At 69.3% G+C, this 16,656-nt stretch carries 11 protein-coding genes; 7 read left to right on the top strand and 4 right to left on the bottom strand.

Going from position 1 to position 16,656, the window contains the following annotated elements; all coding sequences use genetic code 11:
* The first annotated feature begins 76 nt into the window (after positions 1-76).
* The 3 genes from U3653_RS23015 (at position 77) to U3653_RS23025 (ending at position 2,858) form a co-directional block, all read left to right on the top strand.
* Entirely contained in the window at positions 77-283 is a 207-nt protein-coding gene (locus U3653_RS23015; protein WP_195078870.1) for a hypothetical protein, read from the top strand.
* Between the two features lie 313 nt (positions 284-596).
* A complete protein-coding gene (locus U3653_RS23020) occupies positions 597-2,381 on the top strand; it encodes a hypothetical protein (protein WP_323124746.1) in 1,785 nt (594 codons plus the stop codon).
* 24 nt (positions 2,382-2,405) lie between these two features.
* Positions 2,406-2,858 carry a hypothetical protein gene (locus U3653_RS23025; protein WP_195078871.1) on the top strand — a complete coding sequence of 151 codons (453 nt, stop codon included), beginning with the start codon at positions 2,406-2,408 and terminating at the stop codon, positions 2,856-2,858.
* Between the two features lie 74 nt (positions 2,859-2,932).
* On the opposite strand, the gene U3653_RS23030 is transcribed toward U3653_RS23025, so the two are convergent.
* Positions 2,933-3,904, bottom strand: coding sequence for a ParB/RepB/Spo0J family partition protein (locus tag U3653_RS23030; protein WP_195078872.1), 972 nt, complete (start codon positions 3,902-3,904; stop codon positions 2,933-2,935).
* Positions 3,904-4,623, bottom strand: a complete 720-nt coding sequence (locus tag U3653_RS23035) for a ParA family protein (RefSeq protein ID WP_195078873.1) — start codon at positions 4,621-4,623, stop codon at positions 3,904-3,906. The genes U3653_RS23030 and U3653_RS23035 overlap by 1 nt, the downstream gene beginning before the upstream one ends.
* A gap of 793 nt (positions 4,624-5,416) precedes the next feature.
* On the opposite strand from U3653_RS23035, the gene U3653_RS23040 reads away from it, so the two are divergent.
* Together U3653_RS23040 and U3653_RS23045 are read left to right on the top strand one after the other, a co-directional pair.
* On the top strand, positions 5,417-6,493 hold the full coding sequence (locus tag U3653_RS23040) for a coiled-coil domain-containing protein (RefSeq protein WP_324722462.1): 1,077 nt from the start codon (positions 5,417-5,419) through the stop codon (positions 6,491-6,493).
* 59 nt (positions 6,494-6,552) lie between these two features.
* Complete coding sequence (locus U3653_RS23045) at positions 6,553-8,487, top strand: hypothetical protein (protein ID WP_195078875.1); 1,935 nt, start codon at positions 6,553-6,555, stop codon at positions 8,485-8,487.
* A gap of 73 nt (positions 8,488-8,560) precedes the next feature.
* Here U3653_RS23045 and U3653_RS23050 read toward each other — a convergent pair whose 3' ends face one another.
* Positions 8,561-8,794, bottom strand: a complete 234-nt coding sequence (locus U3653_RS23050) for a hypothetical protein (RefSeq protein ID WP_195078876.1) — start codon at positions 8,792-8,794, stop codon at positions 8,561-8,563.
* A gap of 289 nt (positions 8,795-9,083) precedes the next feature.
* On the opposite strand from U3653_RS23050, the gene U3653_RS23055 reads away from it, so the two are divergent.
* Both U3653_RS23055 and U3653_RS23060 read left to right on the top strand, forming a co-directional pair.
* A complete protein-coding gene (locus tag U3653_RS23055) occupies positions 9,084-9,476 on the top strand; it encodes a plasmid mobilization protein (protein ID WP_323124747.1) in 393 nt (130 codons plus the stop codon).
* A 7-nt stretch (positions 9,477-9,483) separates the two neighbouring features.
* The gene (locus tag U3653_RS23060; protein ID WP_195078878.1) at positions 9,484-11,331 is read left to right on the top strand and encodes a relaxase/mobilization nuclease domain-containing protein; all 1,848 of its coding nucleotides are present in this window, start codon (positions 9,484-9,486) and stop codon (positions 11,329-11,331) included.
* Between the two features lie 498 nt (positions 11,332-11,829).
* Here the strand turns inward: U3653_RS23060 and mobF are convergent, their stop codons facing one another.
* On the bottom strand, positions 11,830-16,620 hold the full coding sequence (mobF, locus tag U3653_RS23065; protein ID WP_323124748.1) for a MobF family relaxase: 4,791 nt from the start codon (positions 16,618-16,620) through the stop codon (positions 11,830-11,832).
* Positions 16,621-16,656: the final 36 nt, after the last annotated feature.

Below are 16,656 nucleotides of genomic sequence, written 5' to 3' on the forward strand. Positions count from 1 at the left end.
TCCACACGCTTTGTGTGGAGTACCTTTCGGCGCGCCTCCCGCACCCATAGCCTCGTTTCCTCTAGGAATTACAGCCATGGCTAGACCCGCGAAACTGCCCCCAACGAAGAAGGTCGGCATCGACCTCTCGCGCGAAGTCGTCGCTGCGATCGCTGACGAGGCGGCCGCGCGAGGAATCAACATCCGGGCTCTGTACGAGGTCGCGTTGCGACGCGAACTCGGGCTCCCGGACTACCCCGGACTTCCCTCGGCATACAAGGAGGATCTGAGACTCCCGGCCTGACCCGCCTGGAGAACATGCCCGTTATGGGCATGACTCACCCCAGAAATGGGTGAAGGTCCCCAGCGCCAACTGGAGACCTTCGCTCGGATCCCACTCAATACCCTCAGAGGACCCAACGCTTGTGGAAAGCGTCTATGAGGGTAGCAAGAGCGCTGACACCCGACCAAGCGTTGCGGCCGGAGCAGTAGGTCACGATTTGCTGCCCGAGCTCTCTCTGCTACTCGCCACTGACAGTGACGTTCCAGCTCCTGCCGACACGGCTCGTGAGCTGGCTTGGGCGACTCTTGCCCCGCTCATCGCGGCGCGTCCGTCGATGCGGCTGATCGACCCCGATACGAACGCCACGAAGGGAACACGGCGGCTGACGCGGCGGCCGCCGGCGGACCCGGCCGCGGTGCCGGTCTACGACGCTGCCCACCGCACGCGGCTGCTGGCGCTGGATTTCGACTCCAAGCGCGGCGGGCCGGTGCAGGTGGCCCAGGACGTGGCCTACGCGAAAGCGTGGCTGCGTGCGTGCGGTGCGCTGCCGGTGTCCGACCTCAACCCGGCCAACCGCGGCCGCCACGTCCTCGCGGCCTTCGCTGCCGGTGAGACGCACAGTCGCGACGAGATCGAGCCGGTGATGCGGCTGCTGGCCTCGCGGTTGCCGACGCTGGATATCGGCCTGATGCTCAACCCGCGCACGGGTGCGATCACCCCGCCCGGGTCGGCGACCCGCGATGGGGCGGTCCGTGAGCTGGACGGCGCCGTCGACGAGGCGGCGGCCGCGCTGCGCCAGGGTGCGGAGCCTGGTCTTCTCGCGCGTTTGCGGGAGTACCTGGGTGTCGGCCCCGACCGGACCACCCCCGAGCAGACCTCTACGGCCCCTGTCGAGCTGTCTGCGGACCTGTGGGAGGGCGTGAGCAGCTCGGCGCGGCTGCGCGCCCCCTGGTGCTGGAGAAGCCCTCTCCCGGGCGCCGTGGAGGCGTTCGCGGTCACCGGCGCTATGCCCGCCGATGGCCGATGGCCCTCCCGATCGGAGGCCCGCGCCAGCGTCCTGGCCGCGTGCGCGAAACGTGGCTGGAGCCTGGATGACGTGCGCGCGCGCCGTGACGACAGCTGGCGTGGACTGGCGGCCGCGTATTCGCACTACAGCCGTCCTGACGAGGCGCTGGCGGCTGACTGGGAGCGCATCTGTACCCGTTGGATCACAGCCAGCTCGTTAGTCCGGTCTCCCGAACACAGGAATAGAAACCTCACACCCCCTGAAGGGGCCTACGGCTCGAAATCTGCTCTGCTGCACAGCGATACCCACTCCCGCTGGCTTGCCACAGCTCATGCGTGGGTCCACCAGATGTGGCCTGGTCAGCAGCATCGGTGGACGGTGATCGCGGTGCTCGACGCACTGGCCTACGCCGCGCTGGTGGCGGGCAAGACGGGCCGGGACGGCACACCCCTGGTCGCAGTCGGTGTGCGCGCGCTGGCGGGTTTTGCGGGACTGCTGTCGGTCGGGACGGTCGCTGATGTGCTGGCGGATCTGCGGGAGCGGCCAGGCAGCCCGATCCTGCGGATCCGCCGCGCGGTGCACCGGGAGGCCGACTGCTACAGCTTGGTCACTGCCTACAGCGGACCGGAACTGGACCAGGCCGTGGCGCCGGTGCCGGCCGACCGCGTGCAGCTGCGTCCGGTCCATGACGCCTGGAAGGTCCTCGGGCTGCACCACCGCGCGGTCTACCAGCTGATCGTCGACACCGGACTCATCAACGTCGCCGACGTATTGGCGGCCGCGGGCGTCGGGCGCAGCACCGGCTACGACACACTGGCTGTCCTCGCTCAGGCCGGGCTCATCACGCGCGGCCGCGGCACCGTCTCCCCCGGTCCCGTCTCGCTCGACGACATCGCCGCCGCCCACGGCCTGCACGAGGTGCGCGCCGAATTCCTCGCCCGGATCCAGCGCCAGCGTGCCCAGTGGCACGCCTGGCTCGAGCTGCGCCACCGGATCCCCGCTGACCACGATGGCGGCGCTGAGCCGCCCGTGCAGCTCGCGCCGTGGGACCTGGACTCTGGCCTGGACGAGGCGATTTGGGCCGCCCAGATGGCCGCTGGGCCGCCAGAATGACTCTGCCGCAAGTAGTCTCACCAGATGGCCTACGAACCCGAGGAACTGGAACTCACTGCCGACGACTGCATTCCTCGCGGCGTCGACGTCGATGAAGTTATCGCCGAGGGTTGGGAACGGGACCTAACCGCCGTCTGGCGCACCTACCACGCCCACGCCGCAGCGCTTGGACTTGACCCCAACAGTGACGAGCCGCTACAGGTGAGCCCGGAAATCACCGTCACTGAAGGCGAATTCCAGCGCCGCCTGGCTGAGAAGAACGCCGAGTACGCTCCGGTTACCGCCATACAAGCACTGACCGCTAACGCCCGCCTGGTCGATCTGCTCCTCGACTTCCGATGGGTCGCCGTCAATGACGCACTCAATGACGGCAAGAGCTGGACTGACATTGCGGCCGTGCTCGGAACAACTGAGCAGAGCGTGCTTGAGTGGTACACAAGTCATCGCCGAGCTGCCTCTGCCCTCGAAAAGTCGTAGCTTCGCCTCGGCTTGGCATGCTGCTCAGCCTGCGGTCCCTGACCGCCTGGCTGATGTCCTGGGACAGCAGCCAGTCAGCGTGCGCGGTGTGGGTCGCGCAGTGAAGCATCCCCGGTAAGGATGTTCAGGACTGCATTGAGTAGAGCTGGGTCGAGCTTGTCGCGCAGCACCTTGGCGACGTCGTCAGGTGTGCTGCTCTTGGGAATCTTCACCGCCGCAGTCGTGGAAAGACTCTTTCCATCGTCAGTGCCGCTCTCGGAGTCTGGCTCGGTGATGAGCCGATCCGGGTCGTAAGGCTGGCCGAGGTCCAGCAGCGCACGCTGGTGTTCGGCGGGAAGTACGGCGATTTTGAGGGCCTTCTGCACTGGCATCGCCAGGTCCGACACCATGCCCTGGAACTCGGGGATCAGCTCGAGCAGTTGGAGGCGCTGGTTTACCTGGGTGTGGGAGATTCCCATCCGTTCGGCGAAGGCCCGCTTGCTCTCGCCGGTCATCGCGAGCACTGCGGCCATCTCGCCGCCCTCGCGGATCGGGTCGTAGGGCTTGCGGTGGTAGTTCTCGATGATCCCGCTTTCCTTGCTCAGCCTCGGATCGGCGAGCCGGTCATTGCGGTGCAGCGGCAGCCTGTCGACCTTTTTGTGCCGGGCAGTGGCGAGCCTGCGGTTGCCCATGATGACGACGTAGCGGACCTCGTCGGCGAACTTGTCGTGGGGATGGTGTTCCAGCCACGCCTCACGCGAGCACACCGTCACCGCTTGAAGGATGCCGAACTCGTCGACCGTCGCGGCGAAGGCCGCCAGCTCCGGATCGGCTTCCGGGTCGTACTCACGCGCCCACCGCGGGTTGTCCGGCCGGTGCGCGAACTCCGCCAGTGGCGCGTCTATCTGGGAGGCCGGCGGGGGAGCGGCGGAGACGCCATCAGTCGAAACCTCGGCTCGCGTGGTGGTCAGCACTGCCGAGACGATCGCCGCGGTGTCGCTGTGCGCCGTGGACGGTAGACCACTGGATCCGCTGCGGCTCTTCTTCGGTCGCTGCGGGGCGGGCATCAGGCCGCCTCGTCCGCGCGCTGGCGGGCCAGGATCTCCTCCGCCAGGTCGTCGTACTCGCCGACGTCTTCGGGGATGAGGCCGTAGAACTCGTCGTAGGCGACGCCGCGCGAGATTTCGGTGTTCAGCACATCCAAGCCCAGCGCGTACGGGGTGTCGGGATCCAGCTCGCCGGTGTCGCTGACCAGGTTCGAGGTGAGCGCTTCGCGCGCCTCCTTGGCCTTGCCCTTGTGCGCGGCGGGGCAGCGGGTCAGCAGGACGCTGACCTCGAGCGGGGATCCGGAGTCGTTGACCGCGACCGCGCTCTGATAGGTCGGCACCAGTCGCCGCAGCTCGGCGCGGAACGGGCCGACCGGGCAGATCAGCCAGTCCGCGTACAGGCAGCCGTGGGTGAAGTTCTCCGGCTGCTCACCACCGGTATCGATGATCACCACATCGGCGCCGGTCGAACGCTCGACCGTCCGGGCGTATTGCGACAGTGGCCCGTCGCTCTCGTGCCAGATTGCGAGCTGGAACGGGACCTTGTCACCGACCCGCTCCGCCTCTTGGACCCAGTCGGTCGCGCCGCGCGTGCGGGTGTCGGCGCAAATGACGACCACCTTCAGGCCCCGGCGCGTCAACGCGACAGCCGTGAGGATCGCGCTGGTCGTCTTGCCGGGGCCGCCCTTCAACGTCGAGAACAGGACTCGCAGGACTCGGCGGGTATCTGCCGTCGTCATGGGCTGTGACTCCTAGCTAAGCCCCGCCCCGTGGAAAGAGTCTTTCCACGGGGGCGGGTGCGGCGAATAGGAAGCGGAGTTCGCCCTGCCGCCCTAGGGCAGGGGCCGCTACCTGGCTCGATTCAGCCGAGACGATACCGCGCAGTAGTCGGCGAAGAGAACGACCACACCGGCGTATGAGCCGCTTCTCCCACGTCTGCATCCCCGGCTCTCGACGAAACCCCTGGTCGCCAAGCTCGCACCGCTCGCCGACCCGGCCGGGGGTGGCCGCAGCAGCTGCTCGATAGCCCGTCGATTCGACCGCGATCTTACCTGTTATGTTTCATCAAAACGTTTTACTGAAACAGTATGATTCGTAAATAACGACAATACGAAACGGAATATGCGGTAGAATCGAGGTATGAGCGAGCAGTCAGAGACCCCAGCCGGTGAGTCGGCGGCGGGTGAGCAGCGCGTGTGCAAGTTCCCGGTCGGTTTCGATGCGGAGACCGGCGATTTCCAGGTGTGTGGTCGGGCGGTGTCGCTGGCGGCGCGTCCGGGCCGCCAGGCGAGCTATTGCGGTGAGCCGCATACGGATCCGGATGGTCAGCGCCGCACCCATGACCGGACCACGGCGTTTCAGCGGCGGCGGGAGCTGCAACTGGCGGCGGCCGGTCAGGTCGCGCCGCGCCGGGAGCGGTCGAACGCGCCCCGGCCGGTGACGTCGTCGCGGGCGTCGCTGTCGGAGCTGCTGGCGCAGGTGGAGATGGTGACGACCGCGCACCGCGAGCAGCTGGGGGAGTTGGTCGGCCGGGTGCACGAGATCGTGGCGACCGCGATCGATCCGGATGCGGCGGTCGCGGAGGTCACGCAGATCCGTCGTGAGCACGAGGCCGAGCTGGCGGTGGCGAATACCCGTGCGGACGAAGCCGAGGCCGATGCGATCAGCGCTCGCCGCGAGCGTGACCGCGCGCTCGAAGATAAGGCGCTGGCCGAGGGCGCGGCCGAAGACGCGATCGCCGCCCGGGACGCGGCGCGCGCTGATGCGGAGGAGCGCATCGCGGCCGCCGAGGCTTCCGCTGCCGAGCAGGTCGAGATTGTGCGCGCTGAGGCTGTAGCGCAGATCGAGGCCGCCCGCACCGAGGCTGCCGAGCAGGTCGCCGCTGCCCGTGCGGAAGCCGATGAGCAGGTCGCTACCGCCGAGGCAGACGCCACCCAGGCACGCGGTGAGGCAGCGCAAGCTCGGTCGGAGCGCGACGCTGCTATCGCCGAACTCAACACAGTCCGCACGGAGACTGCCGAGCGCATCGCGGCGGTTGAGGCACAATCACGGGAGCAGATCGCGGCCGCCGAGCAGGCCGCAGCTGCTCGCGTCGATCAGGTCGAGCACGACGCCGCTGTCCAGATCACCGAGGCTCACGATGCCCGTGACGCCGCGATCGCGGCGCGGCACCGCGCTGAATCCGCCCAGGCCGCCTCCGAGCAGGCCGCCGCCGATGCTCGGACCGAGGCCGACCGGCTCCGCGGTGAGCTCACCGATCTGCGCACCCAGCTGGCCGGCGCCCGCACCGAGGCCACGGATCTGCGGGGCGAGCTTGCCGCCGCCCGCGCGGATGCGACCTCCGCCCAGCGCGCGGCCGCCGACGCCGACGCCGATGCGCAGCGACTTCGGGCCGAAATCAGCGAAGTGCGAGCCGATCTGGCTACGGTGCGGTCGGAAGCTCGCGCCGACCGCGAACAGCTGCGCAGCGACCACGCCGCCGAGATCACCCGGATCCAGTCCGCTGCCGACGCCCGCGCCGACGCGCTCGAGCGCGCCCTGGCCGCCGCCCAGAACACCATCTCCCGCCTGGAATCCGAACTCACACAGAAACGCCCGGGCCAGAAATGACGGCCCACAGCACCGACCAACCCCGCGATCCGCGACACCGCCGAGAAAGGTTCTCCCTGATGTCCTCCCGTTCGAAACCCCGAACCGCCCCTCCCGATGGGGACGCCCTGATCGAGGGTGCGCTGCCCGACCGGGTGCAGATCGCCCATGAGCGTCTGGCCCACCAGGACGACCCGGCACTGCTGGAAGCACTCTCGGAGCGTGAGCTCGTCGCCTCCCGCGAGTTGGCCGAGCTGGTGCGTGACCACGAACGCAACGAGAAGCGGGCGCGGATTCAGGCCGCCGCCGACGCCGCCGAACGGGTACGGCGCACCGCCGCGCAGCTGGCCGAGCGGGAAGCCGCGGACCTGCTGCGGGCCGCGCAAGCGATCGGGGAGCAGCGCCACAGCAGCAGTCCCCACGCCAAAGTCGCGCGCCTGCACCAGCGCAAACCACGGGTACTGGGGCTTCTGGCCGGTGTGGTCGCGTTCTCGATGCTGTTCTCCGCGGTCACGGTGCAGCAGAACATCGCCCCGACCGGCGGCGCCACCAATCCGATGTTCTGGCTGTCCTACGGCCTGGAAGCGCTGATCAGTGTGGTGCTGGTCGCGTTGATGCTCTCGACCGCCGACACCGCCGAGTGGGGTGTCATCGACAAGCTGTGGCAGGTCTACACCGTCGAGGGCGTCCTGCTGACCGCGAGCATCGCGCTCAACACCTTCCCCTACCTCCGGGAGGGAGATGTGACCGGTTTCGGTGTGCACGTGGTCGCGCCGATCATGATCGGCGTCGCCCTGGTCACCCACCGCCTGGTCGCCGAACGCTACGGCCACGCCATCGAACGAGCCACCGCCGAAGTCCCCGATCACGAGGACCTGCACGCCCGCCTGGTGGCCCTCACTCAGGTCGGTGACGCCGGGAACCAGATCCTGCCCGACATCCTCACCGCGCGCCCCGAACCCGTCCGGCACGAGGCCGCGGCCGACGACATCGAGATGCCGGCCACCGAGCATCTTGCGGAGCAGCCGGAGGAGCGGAGCACCGCTACGGAGCACCCGAACGGAGCACCTGCTACGCAGCGCCCGATGGTTGCTGCTGCGGAGCACAAACCAAGCAGCACGCCCGTCGAGCAGAGCACCGTTGTGGAGCACCCCGCTACGGAGCACCCTGCGGAGCAGCCGGACGAGCGGAGCACTGCTACGAAGCACTCTGCGGAGCACGTTGTGAAGCACTCTGCGGAGCACGAACTGAGCAGTCTGCGGAGCACCCCGCCCGCTACGGAGCACCTTGCGCAGCAGCGGAGCACCACGGCACCCGAGACCGAATCCTCGCCTCGTGTGGTAGAGCCGGACGTCGAGCAAGCCGCGCCCGCACCCATCGAAGCGCTGGTAGAGCCGGTCGTGGACCAGCCGGACACCGAGGAGACCGAGCCTGCCGAGCAGGTTGTGGAGCACCCTGCGGCGCGGGCAACCGAGCAGCAGAGCACCCCTGCGGAGCACCCTGCTACGGAGCACTCGGCGACTGCTACGGAGCAGTCTGCGGAGCACGAACCGAGCAGTCCGCCCGTCGTACGGAGCACTCAGCGGAGCACCAAGCCCGCTGTGCGGAGCACCCTGCGGAGCACTTCGGTTCTGGCGGAGCGTCGTGCGGAGCAGCCCACGGAGCACCGCAGGGTTGCTGCGGAGCACGCTCGCGCCGAACGGAGCACCCCGCGTAGCACCCGGACCAGCGCTACGGAGCACTCCGCCGCCGCGGCGCATGGAGCACCACCGGCCGGTATCACCGCGTCGGTATGGGCGCGGGCGCACGAGGTGAAGAAGGCAACCTCAGCACGCTCCTCGGTCGAGCAGATCGCCCAGGTGCTGACCCGCCAGGAGGAGAACCCCGAGCACGGAGCGAGCCGCATCGCTCGCGACCTGCACGTGGGATTCGCCTCGGTGAAGAACTGGCTGGAAGCCGACACACGGATCTCCAACGCACGCACAGGCGCCCGCGTGATCGAACTGCGGAAATAGCGCGCCGCACCCCCTACACCGACGACGAGACCCCGGCAGTAGCTGGCTGCCGGGGTCTCGTCGTGTCAGAACACTACCCGCGCAGGTAGGCGGTGTCGTTGAGGGCCAGGGTCGCGTGGATCTGCGCCTGGGCCTGTAGCGCTCGCACCCGCTCCCACATGACCCGGTCGGCGGCCTCCCGGCCGGTGCCGGCGTAGTTGGCCCACCCACCGTCCAACAGGTCCGCGCTGGAGGCGAGTGCCTTTTCGAGTTCTCGATTCGCCTGCGCCGCCAGCTCGTCGGCGCGCTCCCCATGCGATGCAGTCATGCCCGCAAACGGTAGCCGCGAGACCGGTTCCGCCGCGCCGGATTCGACAGCGCGGTGCGGTCCCGTTTTCGGTCGACCCGGATTCCGAGCGGATCGGGTTATCCTGGAACAGAACTCGCGGCAGCGAGCTAAGTTTTAGGTGCACTAATCGTGCACCCCACCCGGTTTCGGGTGGTCGCTGCGCTGGGCTGGAGGAGGGCTGCGGATGGCAGGGGAGTCGCCGAATCGGCGGGCGCAGGCGAGGCGCGTGCGCGCGGCGAATGTGCCTGGGGGCAGACCACACCGACAGGTGGTGAAGCTGTCGGATGCCGAGCAGGCGGAGTTGACCGCACGGGCGGAGGCGGCGGGGATGAGCGTGCCGCGGCTGTTGGTGGAGACCACGCTGGGCGGGCAGAGCACGGAGGTCGGGCGGGCGCATGCGGCGCTGCGGGTGCTGGAACTTGATGATCAGGTGCGGGGGGCGATGAACAACCTGAATCAGCTGGTGCGCTATTCCCATCAGAACCGTGAGCTGGCGGAGGGGATCGCGGTGGCGGTGGTGGCGGCGACGCGGGCGTCGTTGCAGTTGGATGCGTTGGCGCGGTGGGTGATGGGGTTGGCGCCGGCGGTGTCGTCGGTGTCGATCGCCGAGGAGGACCTGGACGTGGACAACGAGTGGGCCGCTGCCGATTTGGACGGGTGATGCCGTCGTGATCCCGAACATCCGCAAGGGCTCGTATATGCGGCAGCTGCTGTGGTACCTCGCGGGTCCGGGGCGCAAGAACGAACACCGTGATCAGCGGGTGCTGGCCGGTGATGTGGTGACGATGGCGGTTTTCGCCGGTCGGATCACCCAGGCGCAGGCGGTGGAGTTGGCGCGGCTGCTGGATAGTCCGCGTCAGACGTTGTTGCGTGGGGCGCCGGTGCTGGTGACCGACCACAAGCAGGCGAAGGCGTTGATCGCTCAGGGCATGGATCGCAAGGCTGCCTACGAGCAGGCCACCAGCGACCACAACACCTGGCATTGCTCGCTGACGCTGGATGCGAGCGAGGGGCAACTCTCGGATGAGACGTGGCGCGGGATCGCGAACGACTTCATGCGGTTGATGGGGTTCACCGGCCGCAGCGATGGTGTGCCGGACGCGCGGTGGGCGGCGATGCATCACGGGCTCAACGAGTCCGGTGGTGACCACATTCATGTGGCGATGGGCGTGGTGCTGCCGGACGGCAGCCTCGCGGACCGGTATCTGGATTTCCTGCGGGCGCAGGACGCGTGCAACAAGCTGGAGCACAAGTACGGGCTGCGGGTGCTGGCCTCGCGGGAGGAGGGCGGCGCGGAGCGGGCCACCAACCCTGCTGAGCGGGCCCGCGCCGAACGTCTCGGCGCTCCGGAAACCGATCGGGAAGCGCTGGAGCGCAGGGTGCGTGCCCTTGCGGTGGCCTCGTCGAGTGAGGCGGAGTGGATCCGGGAGGTTCAAGCCGCGGGCATCATCATCAGCCCACGCTTCGCTGCGGGTGGGATGGACGAGGTCATCGGGTACAAGGTGGCGTTGCCGCCGCGCACGAACCGGGACGGCAAGCGCGAGAAGTCGATCGAGTACGGCGGCGGGCGGCTGGCGACAGACATGACCTTGCCTGCGATCCGGACGTGGGCGAGCTGGGACCGCAGCTTCGAAGCTGGTGAGGAAGCGCTGGCGGTGTGGCGCGAGATCACCACCTCCAGCCAGCAGGGCCGTCGCGCCGCCACCGGGATCGATTCGCGGATGAGCGAGCAGCAGGCCATTGTGGAGCTGGCGCGGTTCGGGAAGTACGCGCGCGAGATCCCGTCCGAAGATCGCGACGCGTGGGCGAAGCTGGCGTCGCAATCGGCCGGCCTTTTCGCGGCGCTGTCGGTGCAGACCGAGAAACGCCCTGGACCGCTGCACACGCTGTCACGCCAGCTCGCGCGAGCGGGGCAGCAGCCTGCGAATCAGAGGCGCCCGTGGGGTGTTCACGGGTCCGGCCTGCGTCATGTGGCGCGGATGGTGTGGGCGGCGAAGTCTCCGCAGGCGAGCAACGTCGCGTTGGTCGAGGCGATGGTGGACTGCCTGCTGGCGGTGGGGCAGATGCTGGAGGCCACCGACCGCGCCCGCACCGCGGCGTCGATGCTCGTGGAAGCCAAGCAGGCGTTGACCGAGATCCACATGCGCGCGGCCGGTCTGGATCCGAGCAAGCCCCACATCGGCAACTACGGGTCACCAGCGTGGGCGGCGACCCAACGCGCTGAGCGGGTCCTGGCCGGTGGTGATCGCGACGCGACCGAAGCCGAGATCAGAGACGCCTACGACGGCTGGAACGCGCGCCGGATCGCGCTGTCGGCGACCGGGCGCGTGAGCTACGACGAGCGCGGGCAGATCGTGCAGGAAGTCAAGCCCCGCCGAGTGGCCGCACCGACCCCGCAGGCGGTCCGGCGTGCGACCGGGCAAACGCAGACACCGACACCACCCAACCCGGGACAGTCGAACAACCGCCGCAAGCCGCCGCCAGCGCCTCACCGCGACCGCGGGTTCGAGCGGTAGACGGGGGTGGATTACCCCCTGGATTAGCGCAGGGTTTGGGTCCAGGGGGTAATCCAGGGGCTAATCCACCCCTGGGCAGCTCTGTGAGCTGCGGTGTTTGCGTCCCGGCCCGCACCTTCGTCCGCAGGCTCCCGATTTCCCGACCACCCTCGATCTGCGTACCTGGTTCAAGGGTGGTCGAGAAACCGGTTCGGGCCGGGACGGACACACCGAACATTGGCATCGCATTCGGGGAGGAGTGGGGGAGGAATGGCGGCGGCCGCCGGGCGGGTACGGACGCTGCGGTTGGGCGTGCTGGTCGCCTCGGAAGGTGCTGCCGCACGAGCTTCGCTCGCTTGCCACCAGAGGCGGGGCAACGCACCGTCGTCACCACTTAGATAATCGATCTCTATAACTTGCTCCCGGAGCATCCCGTTCTGACCTACGTCGCGGTTGGGGTTGTGTGGCAAGCCCTCCCGCGAGGGAGGGCGCGGCAGCCTAGGCGGGGCGACCGACGACTTACAGGCTGTAACCGGTGTCGCGGGAAGGGCTGTTGTCGAAAATCGGGGTATCCCATCGCTCGCGCTGGCGTTCCCGCTCGGCCTCACGCTGCTGGCGTCGTTGTTCGGCGCGCTGCTGGGCGATTTCCTCGCGGGAAGGCAGAGGGTGGTCCTGGGCGTGGATCTCGGCGCGGGCGCGGTTTTCCCGTTCGAGCTGGTCGGGTGGAAGCTCGGCGCGGCGCCGCTGCTCGTCGACGGGGGCTTGAGCCCAGGCGCGTTGTTGCGCGCGGTATGCGTCGGCGCGGTCGCGGTCGTGTTGTCCGGCGGCGATCTCGCGGTCGGCGTCGGCGAGGGCCTGGTCGCGTGCGGCGGTGTCGGTGGCTTCGGTGAGCAGGCGAGGCCAGAGGGATTCGTGCGCACCGATGCGGGCGCGCAGCTCGCTGAGTTGCGCGCGGGTGGCGTCGCGGCGGTCGGCGGCCTGGTTGAGCGCTTCTTCAGCGGCGGCGACGGCCTGTTCGCGATCGAGACGGGTTTGGCGGCTGTGCCACCACCGCAGGGCCGCGACATCGGCGCATGCTGCGCGCCAGGCGGCACGCGCGGCGGCTACGTCGCGAGTGTCTTCGGTGTTCTGAGGTTCGAGGGCTTGGGCGGTGCGGATGTCGGCGGCTTGGTCGTCGCGGCGGCGGTGGTCCTCGATCAGCTGCTCGCGAGCTCGGAGGGCAAGGGTGAGCCGGTCGGGCCCGAACCGCACGTTGGTGTACCGCAGGTGGTTGTGGCGCCTGGTGACCTCACGGGCGAGGGCGGCATCACGCAGTGCCCGCAGTTCCTGGCTGCGGAGTTCGGCGATGAGGTCGACGAATTCGCGGTCGTGGCCCTCGTCGAGGTGCTCGGCCATGCGCCAGCGCAGCGCGGCCGCGGGCTGCTCGAGAGGCAGCGGTCGTTGGTCGTGCGCGGTGCGCAGGGTGGCGGGGACGTCGAGACCGGTTGCGGCGGCGCGGGTCAGCTCGGCGGCCAGCACCGGCCAGTACGGGTCGTCGGTCAGCCGTGAGTCCAGCGCGGTCGCGGTCGCGTGCCAGCGCCGCACGTCGGCGTCGCGGTCGCCCAGGACGCGGGCGATCTCGTAGTGGAACCCCGCTTGGGATTGATGCGCGAGGGTGCCAGGTCGTTGTTCGGGGCCGGTGAGGCGGCGATCGTTGTCGGGGATGTCGTGGACGGCGCGCCAGATGGCGAGCGAGGACCGCAGGGCCGGGTTGGTGTCGACGAGGGGTTTGGCCCACATCGGCGCAGTGCTGGTGGTCCAGGCCCGTGCGGCGGTGTCGATCTCGGCGACCAGGTCGGTGATCTGCTGCGCCCTGGCGCGCAGGTGCTCGCCGTATTCCGGGTCAGCCAGCAGGCCGGCGGGCACGGTGGGCAGCCACGACAACGGGGCGGCGCCGTCGCGGCTGCTGGTCAGGTCGATGCGCCAGCTCAGGACAGCGGCGCGGTCGGCGGCGGTGTCGAGTTGGTGGCGCGCGCCCGCGTCGGTGAGGACCGCGACGGGGTCGTGTCCGGCCACCGCGAGGGTGGAGAGCTGCTGGCGCAGTGTCAGGTAGGCGGGCTCGCTGGTGAGTCCCGGCGCGAGCTGTTCGGCCGCGGCGTCGATGCGCTCCAGCACGGTGGGGTCGGTGCGCTGTTGGGTGACCACACTGATCGCGTCGGTGTAGGCGCGGGCGGCGTGGGCGAGCTGGGCGCGGGGATCTTCAGCGTGGCGTTGGGCGGTGGTGGCGGAGACCTGGGCGCCGTCACGGCCGAGGATGCCGGTGAGCACGTCGAGCGCGGTCGGTGGGTGGATCGCGTCGAGGGCTTCGGGTGCGGTGTCCTCGCCGTCGTGGGCGGTCGCGACGTACAGGTGGTTTTCGTGGCGGCCGCGGGTGAGCGCGACGTATGCCTGCTGGCGGGACTCGCCGCCGACCAGCACGGTGTGCGCGGTGTCGACGGTGAGGCCTTGGGCGGCGTCGATGGTGGTGGCGTAGCCGAGGGTGGTGTAGTCGGCGACGTAGTCCTCGGGCAGGGTGATCAGCCGCCCGGATCCGATGTGCGCGGCGGTGATCCGTCCGTCGGGGTGGACGGCTCGCACCCTCCAGCGGTAGCCGTTGCGGACGTGGTCGGTGGCGGAGATCCGCATCCGGTAGGCGTTCTTGCGGGTGGTGATGATGTCACCGACGCTGGCGGCCAGCCCGTCACCGAGAGTGACCTCCCTCCGGACGTGGGCGGCAGGGTCTCGGGCCAGGCGGGCGTCGCGGGCCCGGGTGTTCAGCTCGGTGACCAGGTCGCGGGTGGGTGCCAGCAGCACCGAGTCGCGGCCGGCGGCGGTGTCGGCGGCCCACGCCTGGAAGGCGTCCTCGACGACGGCGCCGATGGTGCCGACGTGGACGCGGTCGTGGTCGACGTAGTGGGCGATCGCGGCCGGATCACCCTCGCGCAGCGCGAGACTGGCGGCGCGCTCACCAGCGTCGGTGAACCGCATGACCTGAGTCAGGGTGAGAGCGCCGGTGGCGTGGGCGATGTCGCGGATCACTCCACCGGCGGCCACGGCCGCCAGCTGCTGGTCGTCGCCGATCGCGCGGACGCTGGCGCCACGAGCGAGCAGGAACCGTATGGCGGTGTCGAGTTGGCGGGTGGAGGCTTTCGCGGCCTCGTCGATGATCACCAACGTGCGGTGATCAATCCGCCGCAGCCAGACGGGGCTATCGGGGTCGAAGATCGTGATGGGGTCGTCGATAAGGGCGGTGAGCATGTCGATCGTCGCGGTCGGGGCGTTGATCTCCTCACCCAGCACCGCCGCGGCCGCAGCGGTCGGCGCCAGACCGAGCACGATGCCGCCCTCGCTGGTCCAGGCACGGGTGAGTACCTGCATGGCGGTGGTCTTGCCGGTTCCGGCGGGGGCGATCGCGACCTGCAGCCGCGCGCCGGAGGTGGCGAATCCCTCGACGAGGGCGCGTTGTCCGGGGTTGAGGGTGCGGCCGTGGTTGTTGGCGGCGAACTCGACCAGCGCCAGCTGCACCGCCGCGGCCGGGATGGTGCGGCCGCCGTCGAGGTGGGCGGCGGCGATGAGCCGCTGTTCGGCGTCGACGATCGCGCGGGCGGTGTAGAGGGTGGAGTCGGCGGTGGTGTAGACGCTGGTGCCGTCACGGCGGCACAGCACACCGACCGCGGGCACCGGATCCGGCACACCGCGCGGGATCGAACACGGCTCGGCCAACGCGACCGCGACGACCCGCTCCGCCACCTGCGCCCACTGCCGGGTGCTGACCTGGCCGCGTAGCTGGCGTTCGGTCTCGGCGCGAATGTGGTTGAGCTTCCAGGTGGCGCGGTGTGCGGCGACGGTGTCCACGACGCGGCGCGCGGTCTGCTCGATCCACGCCTCATCCACCTCCGGCAGCTGGAGACTGCCGGGTGCGAGGGTGTCGGTGAGCAGCTCGTCGACCGCGGCGCGGGAACCGAGCAGCTCGATCGCTTCCTGCTCCCAGGTGGCGCGCTGCTCGGCCAGGGCGCGGGGTTCGTGCTTGCGGGCGCGGGTAGAGAGCGTGGCGACTTGGGCGAGTTTCCACACCTCGGCCGGGATCGGCGCGCGGCCGTGCTTGGCCTGGAACTGCCTGGTCAACGTGGCGAGTTCGGCGCGGATGCTGGTCGAGCGCTGCGACCACAGCTCGATCAGTTCGGTAGCGACACCGGCGATCTCGCGGACCGGGCGCTTGCTGGCGTCGCGGGCGGGCCGGTCGGTGAACCGGACGCCGATCGCGTCGCCCAGGTGCTGCTCGAGGCGGGCGTTGTAGATCTCGCTGGCCGTGACCGCGTGCTGGTAGACCATCCGGCCATCCAGTGCCCGCCAGCGCCCGTCCAGGGTGCGGACCTTGTTGGACACCACGACGTGGGTGTGCAGGTTCGGGTCACCGGCGCGGGAATCGCGGTGCAGGAACGCGGTCGCGATCATGCCCTCGGTATCGACCTGACGCACCCCGTCGGTGCCCAACCTCGTGTAGCAGCCGTGTCTTTCGAGGTAGGCCAACGCGTCGGCGATGGCGGCGGCGTGCGCGGCCTCGATCTTCTCGGCGATCTCGCGTGGCGCCAACGCCCACACCGCCGACACCGACTTGGCCGCTGAGAACGTGAGATCGAAACCGGCGACGGCCCGGCGCTCCGGACGAGAATGCCGCGCCATCCAGTCGGTCAGCTCCGGCCCCTCGTGAGGTGCGCGGCCGTGCTCCTGGGTGAACATCTCCCGGCCCACCCGGGTGCGGATCTCCTCGCGCACCTCCTTGGGCACGGGCGCGTCCTCGGCCTGGCCCGCCGCGACGTTCCACGCCTCCAGTTGCTGAGCGACGACGTGGCGGAAGCTGCCTTCGGGCACTTTGAATTGGTAGAACGGACGTCCCAGCTGTGTGGCCTTGCGGGCGGCGGCTGGGGAGTCGCCAGCCGCGAGGCGGGCGGCGATGATCGCCTCCGCGTTCGGATGTCGACCCTCCCGGTAGAGGGCGGCCATTTGCTTTTCGTCGACTGTGTCTCCGGCGGTGATGTCGTCGAACGCGATCAGCCCCGAACCCAGCCAGATCCCTGGCGCTTCACCGCGATCGGAGTAGTAGTCCGACAGGCTCGCGCGGCCCCGCTCGTGGCCGTCATGCACCGCAACGCATCTCGTGTAGTAGTCGACACCAGCGTCCGCGCTGAGCCTGTGCGGAGACATCACATAACCGACGGTACGGACGAACCAGTCGTTGCAGGTCAGACCACACACAGCCGGTGTGCCCAAGAATGCAAAAGGTGTGAACATGTGTTCGAAGGGTGGTAGGTAGAGCCTAGCGCAGAT

Origin of the sequence: Nocardia implantans (genome assembly GCF_035544775.1) — a bacterium.
Classification (GTDB): Bacteria; Actinomycetota; Actinomycetes; order Mycobacteriales; family Mycobacteriaceae; genus Nocardia; species Nocardia implantans.

What these genes read in the sequence shown, in the direction of transcription:
- U3653_RS23015 (WP_195078870.1), top strand. Translation starts at nt 77, where the DNA reads ATGGCTAGACCCGCGAAACTGCCCCCAACGAAGAAGGTCGGCATCGAC.
- U3653_RS23020 (WP_323124746.1), top strand. Translation starts at nt 597, where the DNA reads ATGCGGCTGATCGACCCCGATACGAACGCCACGAAGGGAACACGGCGG.
- U3653_RS23025 (WP_195078871.1), top strand. Translation starts at nt 2,406, where the DNA reads ATGGCCTACGAACCCGAGGAACTGGAACTCACTGCCGACGACTGCATT.
- U3653_RS23030 (WP_195078872.1), bottom strand. Translation starts at nt 3,904, where the DNA reads ATGCCCGCCCCGCAGCGACCGAAGAAGAGCCGCAGCGGATCCAGTGGT.
- U3653_RS23035 (WP_195078873.1), bottom strand. Translation starts at nt 4,623, where the DNA reads ATGACGACGGCAGATACCCGCCGAGTCCTGCGAGTCCTGTTCTCGACG.
- U3653_RS23045 (WP_195078875.1), top strand. Translation starts at nt 6,553, where the DNA reads ATGTCCTCCCGTTCGAAACCCCGAACCGCCCCTCCCGATGGGGACGCC.
- U3653_RS23050 (WP_195078876.1), bottom strand. Translation starts at nt 8,794, where the DNA reads ATGACTGCATCGCATGGGGAGCGCGCCGACGAGCTGGCGGCGCAGGCG.
- mobF (WP_323124748.1), bottom strand. Translation starts at nt 16,620, where the DNA reads ATGTTCACACCTTTTGCATTCTTGGGCACACCGGCTGTGTGTGGTCTG.